Origin of the sequence: Streptomyces sp. DT224 (genome assembly GCF_049844595.1) — a bacterium.
Classification (GTDB): domain Bacteria; phylum Actinomycetota; class Actinomycetes; order Streptomycetales; family Streptomycetaceae; genus Streptomyces.
In genome coordinates this window covers 299,062-315,317 of the sequence record NZ_JBNCLI010000007.1, presented here as the reverse complement: position 1 = coordinate 315,317, position 16,256 = coordinate 299,062, and the positions used below count along the sequence as shown (strand labels likewise).

General features: G+C 70.9%; 14 protein-coding genes. All 14 read left to right on the top strand.

Annotated elements, in window-relative coordinates; all coding sequences use genetic code 11:
- Position 1 precedes the first annotated feature (1 nt).
- The 14 genes from ACLQ2N_RS19670 to ACLQ2N_RS19605 all read left to right on the top strand — a co-directional run bounded on the left by ACLQ2N_RS19670 (position 2) and on the right by ACLQ2N_RS19605 (position 16,197).
- On the top strand, positions 2-1,975 hold the full coding sequence (locus ACLQ2N_RS19670) for a peptidoglycan D,D-transpeptidase FtsI family protein (protein ID WP_425814707.1): 1,974 nt from the start codon (positions 2-4) through the stop codon (positions 1,973-1,975).
- 16 nt (positions 1,976-1,991) lie between these two features.
- On the top strand, positions 1,992-3,710 hold the full coding sequence (locus ACLQ2N_RS19665) for a UDP-N-acetylmuramoyl-L-alanyl-D-glutamate--2,6-diaminopimelate ligase (protein ID WP_425814705.1): 1,719 nt from the start codon (positions 1,992-1,994) through the stop codon (positions 3,708-3,710).
- Positions 3,711-3,714: 4 nt separating this feature from the next.
- Complete coding sequence (locus ACLQ2N_RS19660; protein WP_425814703.1) at positions 3,715-5,121, top strand: UDP-N-acetylmuramoyl-tripeptide--D-alanyl-D-alanine ligase; 1,407 nt, start codon at positions 3,715-3,717, stop codon at positions 5,119-5,121.
- Entirely contained in the window at positions 5,118-6,188 is a 1,071-nt protein-coding gene (gene mraY, locus ACLQ2N_RS19655; protein WP_143622512.1) for a phospho-N-acetylmuramoyl-pentapeptide-transferase, read from the top strand. Before ACLQ2N_RS19660 ends, mraY begins: the two co-directional genes overlap by 4 nt.
- Positions 6,185-7,612: a UDP-N-acetylmuramoyl-L-alanine--D-glutamate ligase gene (gene murD, locus ACLQ2N_RS19650; RefSeq protein WP_425815033.1), complete on the top strand. Its 1,428-nt coding sequence runs from the start codon at positions 6,185-6,187 to the stop codon at positions 7,610-7,612. Before mraY ends, murD begins: the two co-directional genes overlap by 4 nt.
- Positions 7,613-7,661: 49 nt before the next feature.
- Complete coding sequence (gene ftsW, locus ACLQ2N_RS19645) at positions 7,662-8,996, top strand: putative lipid II flippase FtsW (RefSeq protein ID WP_425814700.1); 1,335 nt, start codon at positions 7,662-7,664, stop codon at positions 8,994-8,996.
- Positions 8,997-9,002: 6 nt separating this feature from the next.
- Complete coding sequence (murG, locus tag ACLQ2N_RS19640; protein ID WP_018104454.1) at positions 9,003-10,097, top strand: undecaprenyldiphospho-muramoylpentapeptide beta-N-acetylglucosaminyltransferase; 1,095 nt, start codon at positions 9,003-9,005, stop codon at positions 10,095-10,097.
- Positions 10,098-10,148: 51 nt separating this feature from the next.
- Entirely contained in the window at positions 10,149-10,940 is a 792-nt protein-coding gene (locus tag ACLQ2N_RS19635) for a cell division protein FtsQ/DivIB (protein ID WP_425814698.1), read from the top strand.
- 276 nt (positions 10,941-11,216) lie between these two features.
- Complete coding sequence (ftsZ, locus tag ACLQ2N_RS19630; protein ID WP_425814696.1) at positions 11,217-12,440, top strand: cell division protein FtsZ; 1,224 nt, start codon at positions 11,217-11,219, stop codon at positions 12,438-12,440.
- A gap of 17 nt (positions 12,441-12,457) precedes the next feature.
- Positions 12,458-13,195: a peptidoglycan editing factor PgeF gene (pgeF, locus tag ACLQ2N_RS19625; RefSeq protein ID WP_425814694.1), complete on the top strand. Its 738-nt coding sequence runs from the start codon at positions 12,458-12,460 to the stop codon at positions 13,193-13,195.
- A 6-nt stretch (positions 13,196-13,201) separates the two neighbouring features.
- A complete protein-coding gene (locus ACLQ2N_RS19620; RefSeq protein ID WP_425814692.1) occupies positions 13,202-13,921 on the top strand; it encodes a YggS family pyridoxal phosphate-dependent enzyme in 720 nt (239 codons plus the stop codon).
- A 124-nt stretch (positions 13,922-14,045) separates the two neighbouring features.
- Positions 14,046-14,663, top strand: coding sequence for a cell division protein SepF (locus tag ACLQ2N_RS19615; RefSeq protein ID WP_018104459.1), 618 nt, complete (start codon positions 14,046-14,048; stop codon positions 14,661-14,663).
- 72 nt (positions 14,664-14,735) lie between these two features.
- Entirely contained in the window at positions 14,736-15,020 is a 285-nt protein-coding gene (locus tag ACLQ2N_RS19610; RefSeq protein WP_164399221.1) for a YggT family protein, read from the top strand.
- Between the two features lie 49 nt (positions 15,021-15,069).
- Positions 15,070-16,197: a DivIVA domain-containing protein gene (locus ACLQ2N_RS19605; protein WP_383298513.1), complete on the top strand. Its 1,128-nt coding sequence runs from the start codon at positions 15,070-15,072 to the stop codon at positions 16,195-16,197.
- Positions 16,198-16,256 lie beyond the last annotated feature (59 nt).

Genomic DNA, 16,256 nt, shown 5'->3' with positions numbered 1-16,256 from the left:
AGTGCCCTCCAAGGAACCGCCGCGCCGCCGGGTACCCGGCCCCGCGCGTCCCCGTAACGCCCCCGCGGCGTCCGGCCGCCCCCGCCCCCAGCAGCGGCGGCGGCCCCCGTCCGCCGCGCAGCGCGCCCGCTCGCGACGGCCGCTGCGGCTGGGCAGCCCGCGCCCCCGGCTGCGGCTGGTCAGCCTCGCGCTGACGCTCGTCATGATCGCGTTCGTCGTACGGCTCCTCCAGGTCCAGGCGGTCGACGCCCACGCGTACGCCGCGAAGGCCGAGACGAACCGCTACCTGAGCTACACGGTCGCCGCGGAGCGCGGTGAGATCACCGACCGCAGCGGCATCGCGCTGGCCACCAGCGTGGACGCGTACGACATCACGGCCGACCCCAAGATGTTCACGCCGGCCGACAGCAAGGCGCCCGACGCCCCCCAGCAGGCCGCCGCCCTGCTCGCGCCGATCCTCGGCGTCGACGCGGACGGACTGGTCAAGAAGCTCTCCAAGCCCAGGAGCCGGTACGCGGTACTGGCACGCAGGCAGACCCCGCAGGTCTGGAAGCAGATCAAGGACCTCAAGTCCGCCTTCGCCGAGAAGGCCGCGAAGGACAAGGCGGCCGGCGGGCCCGGCGCCAACGTGCTGGCGGGCGTCTTCCAGGAGGCCACCACCAAGCGGGTCTACCCCAACGGCACCCTGGCCGCCGGGATACTGGGTTACGTCAACGCCGGGGGCAAGGGCGCCGGCGGCCTCGAATCCCAGCTCGACAAGGAGCTCGCGGGCCAGGACGGCACCATCAAGTACGCCCAGTCCGGCGGCCGCAGGGTGCCCACGGCCGGCACCAAGGAGGTCCCCGCGGTCCCCGGCTCCGACATCGAGCTGACCATCGACCGCGACATCCAGTGGGCGGCCCAGAAGGCCATCTCCGACCAGGTGGCGAAGTCGAAGGCCGACCGCGGTTACGTCATCGTGCAGAACACCCGCACCGGCGAGGTCCTCGCCATGGCCAACGCCCCCGGCTTCGACCCCAACGACCTCTCGCAGGCCGACGCCGCCTCGCTCGGCAACGCGGCCCTCCAGGACGTCTACGAGCCCGGCTCCACCAGCAAGGTGATGTCCATGGCCGCGGTGCTCGAAGAGGGCGCCGCCACGCCCCTCACGCACGTCACGGTCCCCAACCGGCTGCACCGGGGCGACCGCCTGTTCAAGGACGACGTCGACCACGCCACCTGGCAGCTGACGCTCAACGGCGTACTCGCCAAGTCCAGCAACATCGGCACCATCATGGCCACCGGCGAACTGGGCAGGACGCAGGCCGAGGCGAACAAGGTGCTGTACTCCTATCTGAGGAAATTCGGCATCGGATCGCCCACCGGCCTCGGCTACCCCGGCGAGACGGCCGGCCTCCTCGCCAAGCCCGAGGACTGGTCCACCTCGCAGCAGTACACGATCCCGTTCGGCCAGGGCCTCTCCCTCAACGCCATGCAGGCCGCCTCGATCTACTCGACCATCGCCAACGGCGGCGTACGCATCGAACCGACGCTCGTACGCGGCACCAGGGGCCCGGACGGCCGCTTCACCCCGGCCGAGGCGCCCGAACAGACGCGTGTGGTCAGCGAGAAGACGGCGAAGACGCTCGCCACCATGCTCGAATCCGTGGTCGCCGACCAGGAGGGCACCGGCACCAAGGCCCAGATCCCCGGCTACCGGGTCGCGGGCAAGACCGGTACCGCCAACCGCGTCGACCCGGTGCGCGGCGGCTACCACGGCTACACCGCGTCCTTCGCCGGATTCGCGCCCGCCGACGATCCCCAGGTCACCGTCTACTGCGCGATCCAGAACCCCACCAAGGGCGGCCACTTCGGCGGCCAGACCTGCGGCCCCATTTACAAGCAGGTCATGGAATTCGCCCTCAAGACGCTTCAGACTCCCCCGTCCGGCCGCGCGCCGGCCAAGCTGCCGGTGTTCTTCGGAACCGGCGAGTGAACTCGCGGAGACACCAGTGACAACCATCACCCCCGACCCCGGGAACCGGAACGAGAACCTCCGCTCACCCGGCCCCTCACTTCGCGAGAGGCCGGGTGAGCCCGGTACGCTCACCGCCGTGCCCCACGCCGAACAGTCCCGAACGACCCAGAAGGACGCGCCTGTGAACTACCCGGGAGCGCCCCGCCCGGACCGCCTGCGGCCCACCTCCCTGGTCACGCTGGCAGAGCGGCTGGGACTTGAACCGCCCGGCACCGGCGACATCACCGGCATCACCCACGACTCCCGGGCCGTGCGCCCCGGAGACCTGTACGCGGCCCTGCCGGGCGCCCGCCTGCACGGCGCCGACTTCGCCACCCAGGCGGCCGGCCTCGGCGCCGCGGCCATCCTCACCGACCCCTCCGGCGCCGACCGCGCCCGGGCCACCGGCGTGCCGGTCCTGGTCACCGAGGACCCGCGCGGCCGGATGGGCGAACTCGCCGCCGAGATCTACGGCCACCCCGGCACCGGTCTCCTGCAGGTCGGCATCACCGGCACCTCCGGCAAGACCACCACCGCCTACCTGGTCGAGGGCGGCTTCCGCGGCGCCGGACGCGCCACCGGGCTCATCGGCACGGTGGAGATGCGGATCGGCGACGAGCGCATCAAGTCCGAGCGCACCACCCCCGAAGCCACCGATCTCCAGGCCCTGTTCGCCGTCATGCGCGAACGCGGCGCCGACGCCGTGACCATGGAGGTCTCCAGCCACGCGCTGGTCCTCGGCCGGGTCGACGGCTGCGTCTTCGACGTCGCCGTCTTCAACAACCTCAGCCCGGAGCACATGGAGTTCCACTCCGGCATGGAGGACTACTTCCAGGCCAAGGCCCAGCTGTTCACCCCGCGCCGCAGCAGGCAGGGCGTCGTCAACTACGACGACGAGTACGGCCGCAGGCTCGTCACCGAGGCGACGGTGCCGATCACGACCTTCTCCGCCGAGGGCCACCCGGACGCCGACTGGCGCGCCGAGGACGTCGTCGTCGGCCAGCTCGGCTCCACCTTCACCGTCGTCGGGCCCGAGGGCGAGCGGGCCGCCGCCAAGGCCCCGCTGCCCGGCCCGTTCAACGTCGCCAACACCCTGGCCGCGATCGTCGCCCTCGCCGCCGCCGGCATCGACCCGCAGACTGCGGCGGACGGCATCGCGACCGTGCCCGGGGTGCCGGGCCGGCTGGAGCGCGTCGACGCCGGACAGCCCTACCTCGCCCTGGTCGACTACGCGCACAAGACCGACGCCGTCGAGTCCGTGCTGCGGTCCCTGCGCAAGGTCACCAAGGGCCGCCTGCACATCGTCCTCGGCTGCGGCGGCGACCGCGACACCACCAAGCGCGGCCCGATGGGCGCGGCGGCGGCCCGGCTCGCCGACACCGCCGTGCTGACCTCCGACAACCCCCGCTCCGAGGACCCCCTCGGCATCCTCGCCGCCATGCTCGCGGGCGCCGCCGAGGTACCCGTCCACGAGCGCGGCGACGTCCTGGTCGACGCCGACCGCGCCGCGGCCGTCGCCGCCGCGGTGGCCCGGGCCGAGCCCGGCGACACCGTGCTCATCGCCGGCAAGGGCCACGAGCAGGGCCAGGACGTCCACGGCGTCGTCCGCCCCTTCGACGACCGGGTCGTCCTGCGCGAGGCCATCGAGCGCTCCCTGGGGCACGAAGGCGCCGGACCCCGTGCCTCCCACCACGAGAACAACAGTCAGGGATGACCAAGTGATCGCCCTTTCCCTCGCCGAGATCGCCGAAATCGTCGGCGGGCAGACGCACGCCATACCGGATCCGACGGCAACCGTCAGCGGGCCCGTCGTCATCGACTCCCGCAAGGTGACCCCCGGCAGCCTCTTCGTCGCCTTCGCCGGCGAACGGGCCGACGGCCACGACTACGCCGAGCGCGCCGTCGAGGCGGGCGCGGCCCTCGTCCTGGCCACCCGCCCCGTCGGCGTGCCCGCGATCGTCGTGGACGACGTCGTGGCCGCCCTCGGCGCGCTCTCCCGCGCCGTCGTCGGCCGCCTCGGCGCCACCGTCGTCGCCCTCACCGGCTCCGCGGGCAAGACCTCCACCAAGGACCTCATCGCCCAGCTCCTGGAGCGCAAGGGGCCCACCGTCTACCCGGAGGGCAACCTCAACAACGAGATCGGCCTGCCGCTCACCGCGCTGCGCGCCACCGACGAGACGCGGCACCTGGTCCTCGAAATGGGCGCCCGCTACATCGGGGACATCCGCTACCTCACCGGACTCGTCCCGCCGCGCATCGGGCTCGTGCTCAACGTCGGCAGCGCGCACATCGGCGAGTTCGGCGGCAAGGAGCAGATCGCCCAGGCCAAGGGCGAGATGGTCGAGTCGCTCCCCGAGGACGGCATCGCCGTGCTCAACGCCGACGACCCCCTCGTACGCGCCATGTCCTCCCGTACCAAGGCCCGCGTCGTCCTCTTCGGCGAGGGCGCGGATGCGGACGTACGGGGCGAAGACGTGCACCTCACCGACGACGGACGCCCCGCGTTCCGCCTCCACACACCCACCGGGTGCAGCGAGGTGACCATGCGCCTGTACGGTGAGCACCACGTGTCGAACGCGCTCGCCGCGGCCGCCGTCGCCCATGAGCTGGGCCTGTCCGCAGACGAGATCGCCGAAGGGCTCTCCGAGGCGGGCACCCTCTCCCGCTGGCGCATGGAGGTCACCGAGCGTCCGGACGGCGTGACGTTCGTCAATGACGCCTACAACGCCAACCCCGAATCCATGAAGGCCGCGCTCCGCGCGCTGGCCGCCATGGGGAAGGGGCGTCGTACGTGGGCGGTGCTCGGCCTGATGGCCGAGCTCGGCGACGCCTCGCTCGCCGAGCACGACGCGGTCGGACGGCTCGCCGTCCGGCTCAACGTCAGCAAGCTCGTCGCGGTCGGGGGCAGAGAAGCCTCCTGGCTGCAACTGGGCGCATACAACGAGGGTTCGTGGGGTGAGGAGTCGGTGCACGTGTCCGACGCACAGGCTGCCGTCGACCTGTTGCGCAGGGAACTGCGCCCGGGAGACGTGGTGCTGGTGAAGGCGTCCCGGTCGGTCGGCCTCGAGCAGGTCGTCACAGCACTGCTGGAGAACGCGACCGAGGGCGAGGTCGCGGGCCGATGAGGCAGATCCTCTTCGCGGGAGCCATCGGGCTCTTCCTGACCCTGGTCGGCACGCCGCTGCTGATCAAGCTCCTGGCCCGCAAGGGATACGGGCAGTTCATCCGCGACGACGGCCCGCGTACCCACGGGTCCAAGAAGGGCACGCCCACGATGGGCGGCATCGCCTTCATCCTGGCGACGCTCATCGCGTACTTCCTGGCGAAGGTGATCACCGGCGAGGAGATGCGCTTCTCCGGGGTGCTGGTCCTCTTCCTGATGACCGGCATGGGACTCGTCGGCTTCCTGGACGACTACATCAAGATCGTCAAGCAGCGCTCGCTCGGTCTGCGGGCCAAGGCGAAGATGGCCGGCCAGCTGATAGTCGGGATCGCCTTCGCGGTGCTCTCGCTCCAGTTCGCCGACGCCCGCGGCAACACCCCGGCCTCCGACAAGCTGTCGTTCGTCGAGGACTTCGGCTGGTCGATCGGCCCGGTGCTCTTCGTCGTCTGGGCGCTGTTCATGATCCTCGCCATGTCCAACGGCGTGAACCTGACGGACGGTCTGGACGGCCTGGCCACCGGTGCGTCGGTGATGGTCTTCGGCGCGTACACCTTCATCGGGCTCTGGCAGTTCCAGGAGTCCTGCGCCAACGCCACCACCCTCACGAACCCGAGCGCCTGTTTCGAAGTGCGCGACCCCCTCGACCTCGCGGTCGTGGCCTCCGCGCTGATGGGCTCCTGCTTCGGCTTCCTCTGGTGGAACACCTCGCCAGCCAAGATCTTCATGGGGGACACCGGCTCGCTGGCCCTCGGCGGCGCGCTCGCCGGCCTCGCGATCTGCTCCCGCACCGAGTTCCTGATGGCGATCCTCGGCGGCCTCTTCGTGATGATCACGATGTCCGTCGTCATCCAGGTCGGCTCGTTCAAGATGACCGGCAAGCGCGTCTTCCGCATGGCCCCGCTCCAGCACCACTTCGAACTCAAGGGGTGGTCCGAAGTCCTTGTCGTGGTCCGCTTCTGGATCATCCAGGGCATGTGCGTGATCGTCGGACTCGGCCTCTTCTACGCAGGATGGGCAGCCAAGAAGTGAGCAACGTGGACTGGCAGGGCAAGCACGTCACGGTCGCCGGACTCGGGGTCTCCGGAATCCCGGCGGCCCGGGTGCTGCACGGCCTCGGCGCCGTCGTCACCGTCGTCAACGACGGCGACGACGAGCGCTCCCGCGCCCAGGCGGCCGAGCTGGAGGCGCAGGGCATCACCGTGCGCCTCGGCGACGGCGACACCCTGCCCCCGTCCACGGAACTCGTCGTCACCGCCCCCGGCTGGAAGCCCGGCAAGCCGCTGTTCGCCGCGGCCGCCGACGCGGGTGTCCCGGTCTGGGGCGACGTCGAACTCGCCTGGCGGCTGCGCGGTCAGGACGGCCGGGAGCCGGCCCCCTGGCTCGCGGTCACCGGAACCAACGGCAAGACCACGACCGTACGGATGCTCGCCTCCATCCTGGAGGCCGCCGGGCTGCGCACCGCCGCCGTCGGCAACATCGGCGTCTCCCTGCTGGACGCCGTCCTCGGCGAGGAGACGTACGACGTGCTCGCCGTCGAACTCTCCAGCTACCAGCTGCACTGGGCGCCCTCGCTGCGCGCCCACTCCGCCGCCGTGCTCAACCTGGCCCCCGACCACCTCGACTGGCACGGCTCCATGGAGGCGTACGCCGCCGACAAGGGCCGGATCTACGAGGGCAACCGCGTCGCCTGCGTCTACAACGCGGCCGACCCGGCCACCGAGGACCTGGTGCGCGAGGCCGACGTCGAGGAGGGCTGCCGCGCCATCGGCTTCACCCTCGGCACGCCGGGGCCCTCGCAACTCGGCGTGGTGGACGGCATCCTGGTCGACCGGGCGTTCGTGAAGAACCGCCAGAAGCAGGCCCAGGAGCTGGCCGAGACCGCCGACGTCGATCCGCCGGCCCCGCACAACATCGCCAACGCCCTGGCCGCCGCGGCCCTGGCCCGCGCCTTCGGCGTCGAACCCGCCGCCGTCCGCGACGGGCTGCGGAACTTCCGCCCCGACCCGCACCGCATCGAGCACGTCGCGGACGTGGACGGGGTCGCGTACGTGGACGACTCCAAGGCCACCAACACGCACGCCGCCGAAGCCTCGCTCGCCGCCTACGACTCCATCGTCTGGATCGCCGGCGGCCTGGCCAAGGGCGCCACCTTCGACGAGCTGGTGACCGGCTGCGCCAAGCGTCTGCGGGGCGTCGTGCTCATGGGCGCGGACCGGGCCCTGATCCGCGAAGCCCTCGCGCGACACGCCCCCGAGGTACCCGTGGTCGACCTCGCCCGGACCGACACTGGGGCGATGTCCGAGGCGGTCCGCGAAGCCGCACGGCTCGCCCGGCCGGGAGACACCGTACTGATGGCCCCGGCCTGCGCCTCCATGGACATGTTCGTCAACTACAACAAGCGGGGCGAGGCATTCGCGGACGCCGTCCGCGCACGCGCCGCCGAGAGCGTCTGACGGGCCCGGCCGCCGCGCCCCGGGCACGAGCAGTGGAGGGGACAGGGACATGCCGGCCGAAGAGAGCGTGCGGGTACGGCCCGCTGCCAAGGCCAGGCGGCCCGCGTCGGTGCGGGCCCGCAGCACCGCCGGCCCCCGCAGCCCGCGCGGCGGCGGAGCGCGCCGGCTGTACGAGCGGGCGCGACGGGCCTGGGACCGCCCGCTGACGGCGTACTACGTGATCCTGGGCGCCGGACTGCTGATCACCGTGCTCGGCCTGGTGATGGTCTACTCCGCCTCGATGATCAAGGCGCTGGAGCTCGGCAAGCCGGGCACCTACTTCTTCCGCAAGCAGTTCCTGGCCGCAGTGATCGGGGCCGGGCTGATGGCGCTGGCCGCCCGGATGCCGGTGAAGCTGCACCGCGCGCTGTCCTACCCGCTGCTCATGGGCGCCGTCTTCCTGATGGTCCTGGTCCAGGTGCCGGGGATAGGGATGTCGGTCAACGGCAACCGCAACTGGCTCTACCTGGGCGGGCCCTTCCAGCTCCAGCCCAGCGAGTTCGGCAAGCTGGCCCTCGTCCTGTGGGGGGCCGACCTGCTCGCCCGTAAACAGGACAAGCGGCTGCTGACCCAGTGGAAGCACATGCTGGTGCCGCTGGTGCCCGTCGCCTTCATGCTGCTCGGGCTCATCATGCTCGGCGGCGACATGGGCACTGCGATCATTCTCACGGCCATCCTGTTCGGGCTGCTCTGGCTGGCCGGTGCGCCCACCCGGCTGTTCGCCGGAGTGCTCGCCACCGCCGGCCTCATCGGTTTCCTGCTGATCAAGACCAGCCCCAACCGCATGTCCAGGCTGGACTGCATGGGAGCCAGCGAGCCCGGGCCCGGCGGCTCCTGCTGGCAGGCCGTGCACGGAATCTATGCTCTGGCCTCGGGCGGATGGTTCGGATCGGGCCTCGGTGCGAGTGTGGAAAAATGGGGCCAACTGCCCGAACCCCACACTGACTTCATCTTCGCCATCACCGGGGAGGAACTGGGGCTGGCGGGGACGCTGTCGGTGCTCGCCCTCTTCGCGGCCCTAGGCTATGCGGGTATCCGCGTGGCCGGACGCACGGAGGACCCCTTCGTGAGGTACGCAGCGGGAGGTGTGACCACCTGGATCACGGCCCAGGCCGTGATCAACATCGGTGCGGTGCTCGGCCTGCTGCCGATCGCCGGTGTCCCGCTCCCGCTGTTCTCCTACGGGGGGTCGGCCCTGCTGCCGACCATGTTCGCCGTCGGGCTGCTGATCGCGTTCGCGCGGGACGAGCCCGCCGCGAAGGCGGCCCTGGCCGTGCGGAGGCCCGGGGTGAGATGGAAGACGATGAGACGGCGCGTCAAGAAGCGTTCGTCCGGAGAGCGGTGAATTTCGGTGCATGTCGTACTCGCCGGCGGGGGGACCGCCGGCCACATCGAGCCCGCGCTTGCCCTCGCGGACGCCCTGCGCAGGCAGGACCCGAGCGTGGGGATCACCGCTCTCGGCACGGAGCGCGGACTCGAGACCAGACTCGTACCCGAGCGGGGGTACGAACTGGCGCTGATCCCGGCCGTACCGCTGCCGCGCAAGCCCACCCCCGAACTCATCACCGTCCCGGGCCGGCTGCGCGGCACCATCAAGGCCGCGGAGCAGATCCTGGAACGCACCAGGGCCGACTGCGTGGTCGGCTTCGGCGGTTACGTGGCCCTGCCGGGCTACCTGGCCGCCAAGCGGGCGGGCGTCCCGATCGTGGTCCACGAGGCCAACGCCCGCCCCGGCCTGGCCAACAAGATCGGCTCGCGGTACGCGCACGGCGTCGCCGTCTCCACGCCCGACAGCAAGCTCCGCGGCGCCCGCTACATCGGCATCCCGCTCCGCCGTACCATCGCCACCCTGGACCGGGCCCGCGTCCGGCCCGAGGCGCGCGCGGCGTTCGGTCTCGATCCCAACCTGCCGACGCTGCTGGTCTCCGGCGGCTCGCAGGGGGCCCGCCACCTCAACGAGGTGGTGCAGCGCGTCGCCCCGCTGCTCCAGCGCTCCGGCATCCAGATCCTGCATGTGGTCGGGCCGAAGAACGAACTGCCGCGCGTGGACAACATGCCCGGGATGCCCCCCTACATCCCGGTACCGTACGTGGACCGGATGGATCTCGCGTACGCCGCGGCCGACATGATGCTCTGCCGCGCGGGTGCGATGACCGTCGCCGAACTCTCCGCCGTCGGACTGCCCGCCGCCTACGTCCCGTTGCCCATCGGCAACGGCGAACAGCGGCTCAACGCCCAGCCGGTGGTCAACGCCGGCGGCGGACTGCTGGTCGACGACGCCGCGCTCACCCCCGAATGGGTGCAGGGCAACGTCCTCCCGGTGCTGTCCGATCCGCACCGGTTGTATGAAATGTCCCGGGCCGCCGCCGAGTTCGGCCGCCGGGACGCCGACGATCTGCTGGTCGGCATGGTGTACGAGGCGATTGCCGCACGCCGTAACGCGTGAGGCGGACGGGTCCGGGAGCGGTGGCTCCCGGACCCGGCATAAGGAGCGAGCGTGGCCGGACCGACGACCGCCCAGCGCGGTGCAGGGAAGCAGGAGAACGCCCCGGACCGGCCGCCGCGCCCGCGCTCCGAAGGGCGCCGCGTCTCCCGCCGGCTGCTGCTCCTGATCGCCGGAGTCGTGCTGCTGCTCGGCTCCGGCGTCGTCTGGGCGCTGTACGGCTCCTCCTGGCTGCGGGTCGAACAGGTCAGGATCACCGGCGTGCGGGTGCTGACGCCCGTCGAGGTGGAGCGCGCCGCGGCGGTGCCGATGGGCGCCCCGCTCGTCTCCGTGGACACCGGCGCCATCGAGAAGAGGTTGCGCCAGAAGTTGCCTCGTATCGACGAGGTGGATGTCGTTCGGTCATGGCCGCACGGCATCGGACTTAAGGTGACCGAGCGAAAGCCGGTCCTTTTGGTCAAAAAGGGCGAGAAGTTCATCGAAGTGGACGACGAGGGCGTGCAGTTCGCGACGGTGGACAAGGCGCCCGGGCGTGTGCCCCTGCTGGAGGTGGCGACGGGCCGTTCCGCGAGCCTGCGCCGCTTCGGCGGCGACCGGCTGGTGCGGGAAGCGGTCCGGGTCGCGGGTGACCTCCCGGACGGTGTCGCGGAGGACACGCGGGTCGTCCGGGTCGATTCGTACGACGCCATCTCCCTGGAACTCGCCGGGGATCGCACGGTGATGTGGGGAAGTGGTGGAGCGGGAGCGGTGAAGGCGAAAGTCCTCACCGCTCTCATGAAGGCCGCGCCCAAAGCGGGGCACTTCGACGTGAGTGCCCCCACCGCTCCTGCGGTGTCGGGTGGTTGACGCGCATTTGGCCTGGCCAGCACCCTGGTTGGTCAGCGCTACGGGTGATCACATAGGGTGAAAAGAAAAACGGGAGGTTCGGCGTGTTCGTTGAACGTGCGCCACTTGTCGACTTAGTGTCCTGTTCGGAAGAGTCCATGAAGCAGACACACTGGTAACCCTAAACTTGAACGTTAGGGTTTGGGTCGGCGTTCGGACCGTCCCAATCGGCATCCGTCGTCGCCGCGGGATCACCGCGAAGCGACGACACGTAACTCGAGGCGAGAGGCCTTCGACGTGGCAGCACCGCAGAACTACCTCGCAGTCATCAAGGTCATCGGTGTCGGCGGCGGTGGTGTCAATGCCATCAACCGAATGATCGAGGTCGGTCTCAAGGGCGTCGAGTTCATCGCGATCAACACGGATGCGCAAGCCCTGTTGATGAGCGACGCCGACGTCAAGCTCGACGTCGGCCGTGAACTCACCCGCGGCCTCGGCGCCGGGGCGAACCCGGCCGTCGGTCGTAAGGCGGCAGAGGACCACCGTGAGGAGATCGAGGAGGTCCTCAAGGGGGCCGACATGGTCTTCGTCACCGCAGGCGAAGGCGGCGGCACCGGCACCGGTGGCGCACCCGTCGTGGCCAACATCGCGCGCTCGCTCGGCGCCCTGACGATCGGTGTGGTCACCCGCCCGTTCACCTTCGAGGGCCGGCGCCGCGCCAATCAGGCGGAGGACGGCATCGCCGAGCTCCGCGAAGAGGTCGACACCCTCATCGTCATCCCCAACGACCGGCTGCTGTCCATCTCGGACCGCCAGGTCAGCGTGCTCGACGCGTTCAAGTCGGCCGATCAGGTCCTGCTCTCGGGTGTCCAGGGCATCACCGACCTGATCACCACCCCGGGCCTGATCAACCTCGACTTCGCCGACGTCAAGTCGGTCATGTCCGAGGCCGGTTCCGCGCTCATGGGTATCGGTTCCGCCCGCGGCGATGACCGCGCGGTGGCCGCGGCGGAGATGGCGATCTCCTCGCCGCTCCTGGAGGCGTCCATCGACGGCGCCCGCGGTGTCCTGCTCTCCATCTCCGGCGGCAGCGACCTCGGTCTCTTCGAGATCAACGAGGCCGCCCAGCTGGTGAGCGAGGCGGCCCACCCGGAGGCGAACATCATCTTCGGCGCGGTCATCGACGACGCCCTCGGCGACGAGGTGCGGGTCACCGTCATCGCGGCGGGCTTCGACGGCGGACAGCCGCCGGCCCGGCGGGAGAACGTCCTCGGCGCGAACAGCGCCAAGCGCGAGGAGCCCGCCCCGACGCCGGTCCGGTCCGCGCCCGAGCCGGTGCGCCAGTCCGGCGGGCTCGGTTCGGTGCCGCCGCGCGAGGAGCCGCCGGTGCAGGCCGAGCCGGTTCCGGTGTCGGGTGAGACCCACCTTCCGCCGGTCGTCTCGTCGCCGCACGTCCCGCCGGCCCGTCCCTACTCGGACTCCCAGGCCGAAGAGCTGGACGTACCGGACTTCTTGAAGTGATAGATCCGTTTGACGCAGTGAGTCCGACGGTCTCTGTCTTCTCGCGGGGCGGCGCTCACTTCTCCTTCACCGACAGGTGGGGCGGAGTGAGCGCCGCCCCGTACGCGGAGCTCAATCTCGGCGGCGCGGTCGGCGACGACCCCGCCGCCGTTCTGGCCAACCGCGAGCGGGCCGCGCGCGACCGGGGGCTCGACCCGGCGCGGGTCGTCTGGATGAACCAGGTGCACGGCCGGGACGTGGCCGTGGTCGACGGGCCCTGGGGCGAAGCGGCGGAGATCCCCGCCGTCGACGCGGTGGCCACCGCGCGGCGCGGGCTCGCGCTCGCCGTGCTGACCGCCGACTGCACGCCCGTCCTGCTCGCGGACCCGGAGGCCGGCGTCGTCGCGGCGGCGCACGCCGGGCGGCCGGGGCTGGTCGCCGGGGTCGTTCCGGCCGCGGTCGAGGCCATGGTCCGGCTGGGCGCGGAGGTCTCCCGCATCACCGCGCGGACCGGGCCCGCCGTCTGCGGCCGGTGCTACGAGGTGCCGGCCGCGATGCGGGACGAGGTCGCCGCGAGTGTGCCGGGCACCTGGTCCGAGACCGGCTGGGGCACCCCGGCGGTGGACGTCACGGGCGGCGTGCACGCCCAGCTGGCGGAGCTCGGTGTCACCGACCGGCAGGCGTCGCCCTTCTGCACCCTGGAATCGGGCGACCACTTCTCGTACCGACGCGACCGCACCACCGGGCGGCTCGCCGGATATGTCTGGCTGGACTGATAGGGCATGACGGAACGCAAGGAACAACTCGCCGCGAATCTGGCGCGGGTGGAGGAGCGGATCGCTTCGGCCTGCCGCGCGGCCGGTCGCAAGCGGGAAGAGGTGACCCTGATCGTGGTCACCAAGACCTACCCCGCGAGCGATGTGCGGATTCTGCACGGACTCGGTGTGCGTCAGGTCGCGGAGAACCGCGACCAGGACGCCGCCCCCAAGGCCGCCGAGTGTGCGGATCTGTCCCTCTCCTGGCACTTTGTCGGTCAGTTGCAGACCAACAAGGTTCGTTCCGTGGCCGGTTATGCCGATGTCGTGCAGTCGGTGGACCGTACGAAACTGGTGACCGCCCTCTCGACGGCGGCCGGGCGCCGCGAGCGCGAACTCGGCTGCCTCATCCAGGTCGCCCTCGACGCGGAGAGCGGCGAGCGGGGGGCCCGCGGGGGCGTCGCCCCGGACGGGATCGAGGAGTTGGCGGACGCGGTCGCCGCCGCGCCCGGGCTCCGGCTGGACGGGCTGATGACCGTCGCGCCGCTCGCCGGCCCCTTCGCCGGGCGGCGACGGGCCGCGTTCGACCGGCTGATGGAATTCTCATCCCGGCTGCGCGGGAACCATCCGGCTGCGAACATGGTCTCTGCAGGGATGAGTGCGGACCTCGAGGACGCGATCGCGGCCGGAGCGACACATGTGCGCGTCGGTACTGCGGTACTCGGAGTCCGCCCCGGGCTCGGGTAACGTCGCCAAGAAGTCGGACCACAGCAGAAAATATGGTCATTACCGCCCAGGGCGGGGAGGCCGGAGTGGATCGCGGGCACTTGGTGACAGATGCCGATCCACCACAGAGCGGAGGACTCAGAGCATGGCCGGCGCGATGCGCAAGATGGCGGTCTACCTCGGCCTCGTGGAGGACGATGGGTACGACGGCCCGGGGTTCGACCCCGACGACGAATTCGAACCCGAGCCGGAGCCCGAGCGTGACCGGCGCCGGCACCAGCCCGCGCATCAGGTGGAGCGGGACCGGGAGCGCGACGAACCGGTACGCGCGGTCCAGCCGCCGGCGCAGCGGGAGCCGGTCCAGATCCCGGCGGAGCGTGAGCGACCCGCCCGGATCGCACCCGTGGCATCCATCACACCTGAACGTCCGAACATGGAGAAGAACGCACCGGTGATCATGCCCAAGGTCGTGTCCGAGCGCGAGCCCTACCGGATCACGACGCTGCACCCCAGGACGTACAACGAGGCCCGTACCATCGGGGAACACTTCCGTGAGGGCACTCCGGTGATCATGAATCTCACGGAGATGGACGATACGGACGCGAAGCGACTTGTCGACTTTGCCGCGGGACTCGTCTTCGGTCTCCATGGCAGCATTGAGCGCGTGACACAGAAGGTGTTCCTGTTGTCGCCTGCTAACGTCGATGTCACGGCGGAGGACAAGGCCCGCATCGCAGAGGGCGGATTCTTCAACCAGAGCTGAGAACACGACACCGGGAACAACCCGGCCGAGAGGCCGGTGCTACGAGAGCCAGGGGAGAGGGAAGCGCGAGAGATGGGCGTCGCACAAAGTGTTGTCTACATCGCGTTGATGTGTTTCCTCATCGTGCTGATCTTCCGGCTTGTCATGGACTACGTCTTCCAGTTCGCACGTTCATGGCAGCCGGGCAAGCCGATGGTGGTCGTCCTGGAGACGACCTACACGGTCACCGATCCACCGCTCAAGCTCCTGCGGCGGCTCATCCCGCCGCTGCGTCTCGGGGGCGTGGCACTCGACCTGTCCTTCTTCGTTCTGATGATCATCGTTTCCATCCTGATCAGCATCGTGATCAGGTTGTGAGCGATACGGTCTTGCCGACTGCCGACGACTACGTAGAGGTGAAGAAGAGATGCCGCTGACTCCCGAGGATGTGCGGAACAAGCAGTTCACGACAGTCCGCCTCCGAGAGGGCTACGACGAGGACGAGGTCGATGCCTTCCTCGACGAGGTCGAGTCGGAGCTGACCCGCCTGCTCCGTGAGAACGAGGACCTGCGCGCCAAGCTGGCCGCCGCCACGCGTGCCGCCGCGCAGAACCAGCAGCAGGGCATGCGCAAGCCGCCGGAGCAGCAGGAGCGGCCGGGTGCCCCGGTGCCCGCCGCCATATCGGGCCCGCCGGTCCAGCAGCAGCCCCCGCAGATGGGTCCCCCCCAGCTGCCCGGTGGTGCTCCGCAGCTGCCCGCCGGTCCCAGTGGCCACGGCCCCCAGGGCCCGCACGGCCCCGGTCCGCAGGGCCCGCACGGCCCCGGCCCGATGCAGGGTGGTCCCATGGGCGGCCCGATGGGCGGTCCCATGGGCGGTCACAACCCGCAGCAGCAGATGCAGCAGATGCAGCCCCCGCCGCAGATGCAGCAGCAGGGCCCCGGTGGCGACAGCGCCGCCCGTGTCCTGTCCCTGGCCCAGCAGACCGCCGACCAGGCGATCGCGGAGGCCCGTTCCGAGGCCAACAAGATCGTCGGCGAGGCCCGCAGCCGCGCCGAGGGCCTGGAGCGGGACGCCCGCGCCAAGGCGGACGCGCTGGAGCGGGACGCGCAGGAGAAGCACCGCGTGGCGATGGGCTCGCTGGAGTCGGCCCGCGCGACGCTGGAGCGCAAGGTCGAGGACCTGCGGGGCTTCGAGCGCGAGTACCGGACGCGTCTGAAGTCCTACCTGGAGAGCCAGCTGCGTCAGCTGGAGACCCAGGCCGACGACTCGCTGGCTCCGCCGCGCACCCCGGCCGCCGCGTCGCTGCCGCCGTCGCCTTCGCTGGCTCCGGCCGGTGCCGGTGCCATGGGGCACACGATGGGCGGCAACCACGGCGGTCAGCCGATGGGCGGCGGAAACCCGTCCATGGGCGGCGGCCCGTCGTACGGCGGTCAGCAGCAGATGTCGCCGGCGATGACGCAGCCGATGGCGCCGGTGCGGCCGCAGGCGCCGCAGCCGATGCAGCAGGCGCCGTCGCCGATGCGCGGGTTCCTGATCGACGAGGACGACAACTGAGCGGGGCGCGCTCGTTGAGCGCGTAGCCGTCGGCAGGCTGAGGGCCGGGCCCCGGGGTT

Coding starts and splice junctions, on each gene's coding strand:
- mraY (WP_143622512.1), top strand. CDS start 5,118: ATGAGGCAGATCCTCTTCGCGGGAGCCATCGGGCTCTTCCTGACCCTG.
- ftsW (WP_425814700.1), top strand. CDS start 7,662: ATGCCGGCCGAAGAGAGCGTGCGGGTACGGCCCGCTGCCAAGGCCAGG.
- ACLQ2N_RS19620 (WP_425814692.1), top strand. CDS start 13,202: ATGACGGAACGCAAGGAACAACTCGCCGCGAATCTGGCGCGGGTGGAG.
- ACLQ2N_RS19615 (WP_018104459.1), top strand. CDS start 14,046: ATGGCCGGCGCGATGCGCAAGATGGCGGTCTACCTCGGCCTCGTGGAG.
- ACLQ2N_RS19610 (WP_164399221.1), top strand. CDS start 14,736: ATGGGCGTCGCACAAAGTGTTGTCTACATCGCGTTGATGTGTTTCCTC.
- ACLQ2N_RS19605 (WP_383298513.1), top strand. CDS start 15,070: ATGCCGCTGACTCCCGAGGATGTGCGGAACAAGCAGTTCACGACAGTC.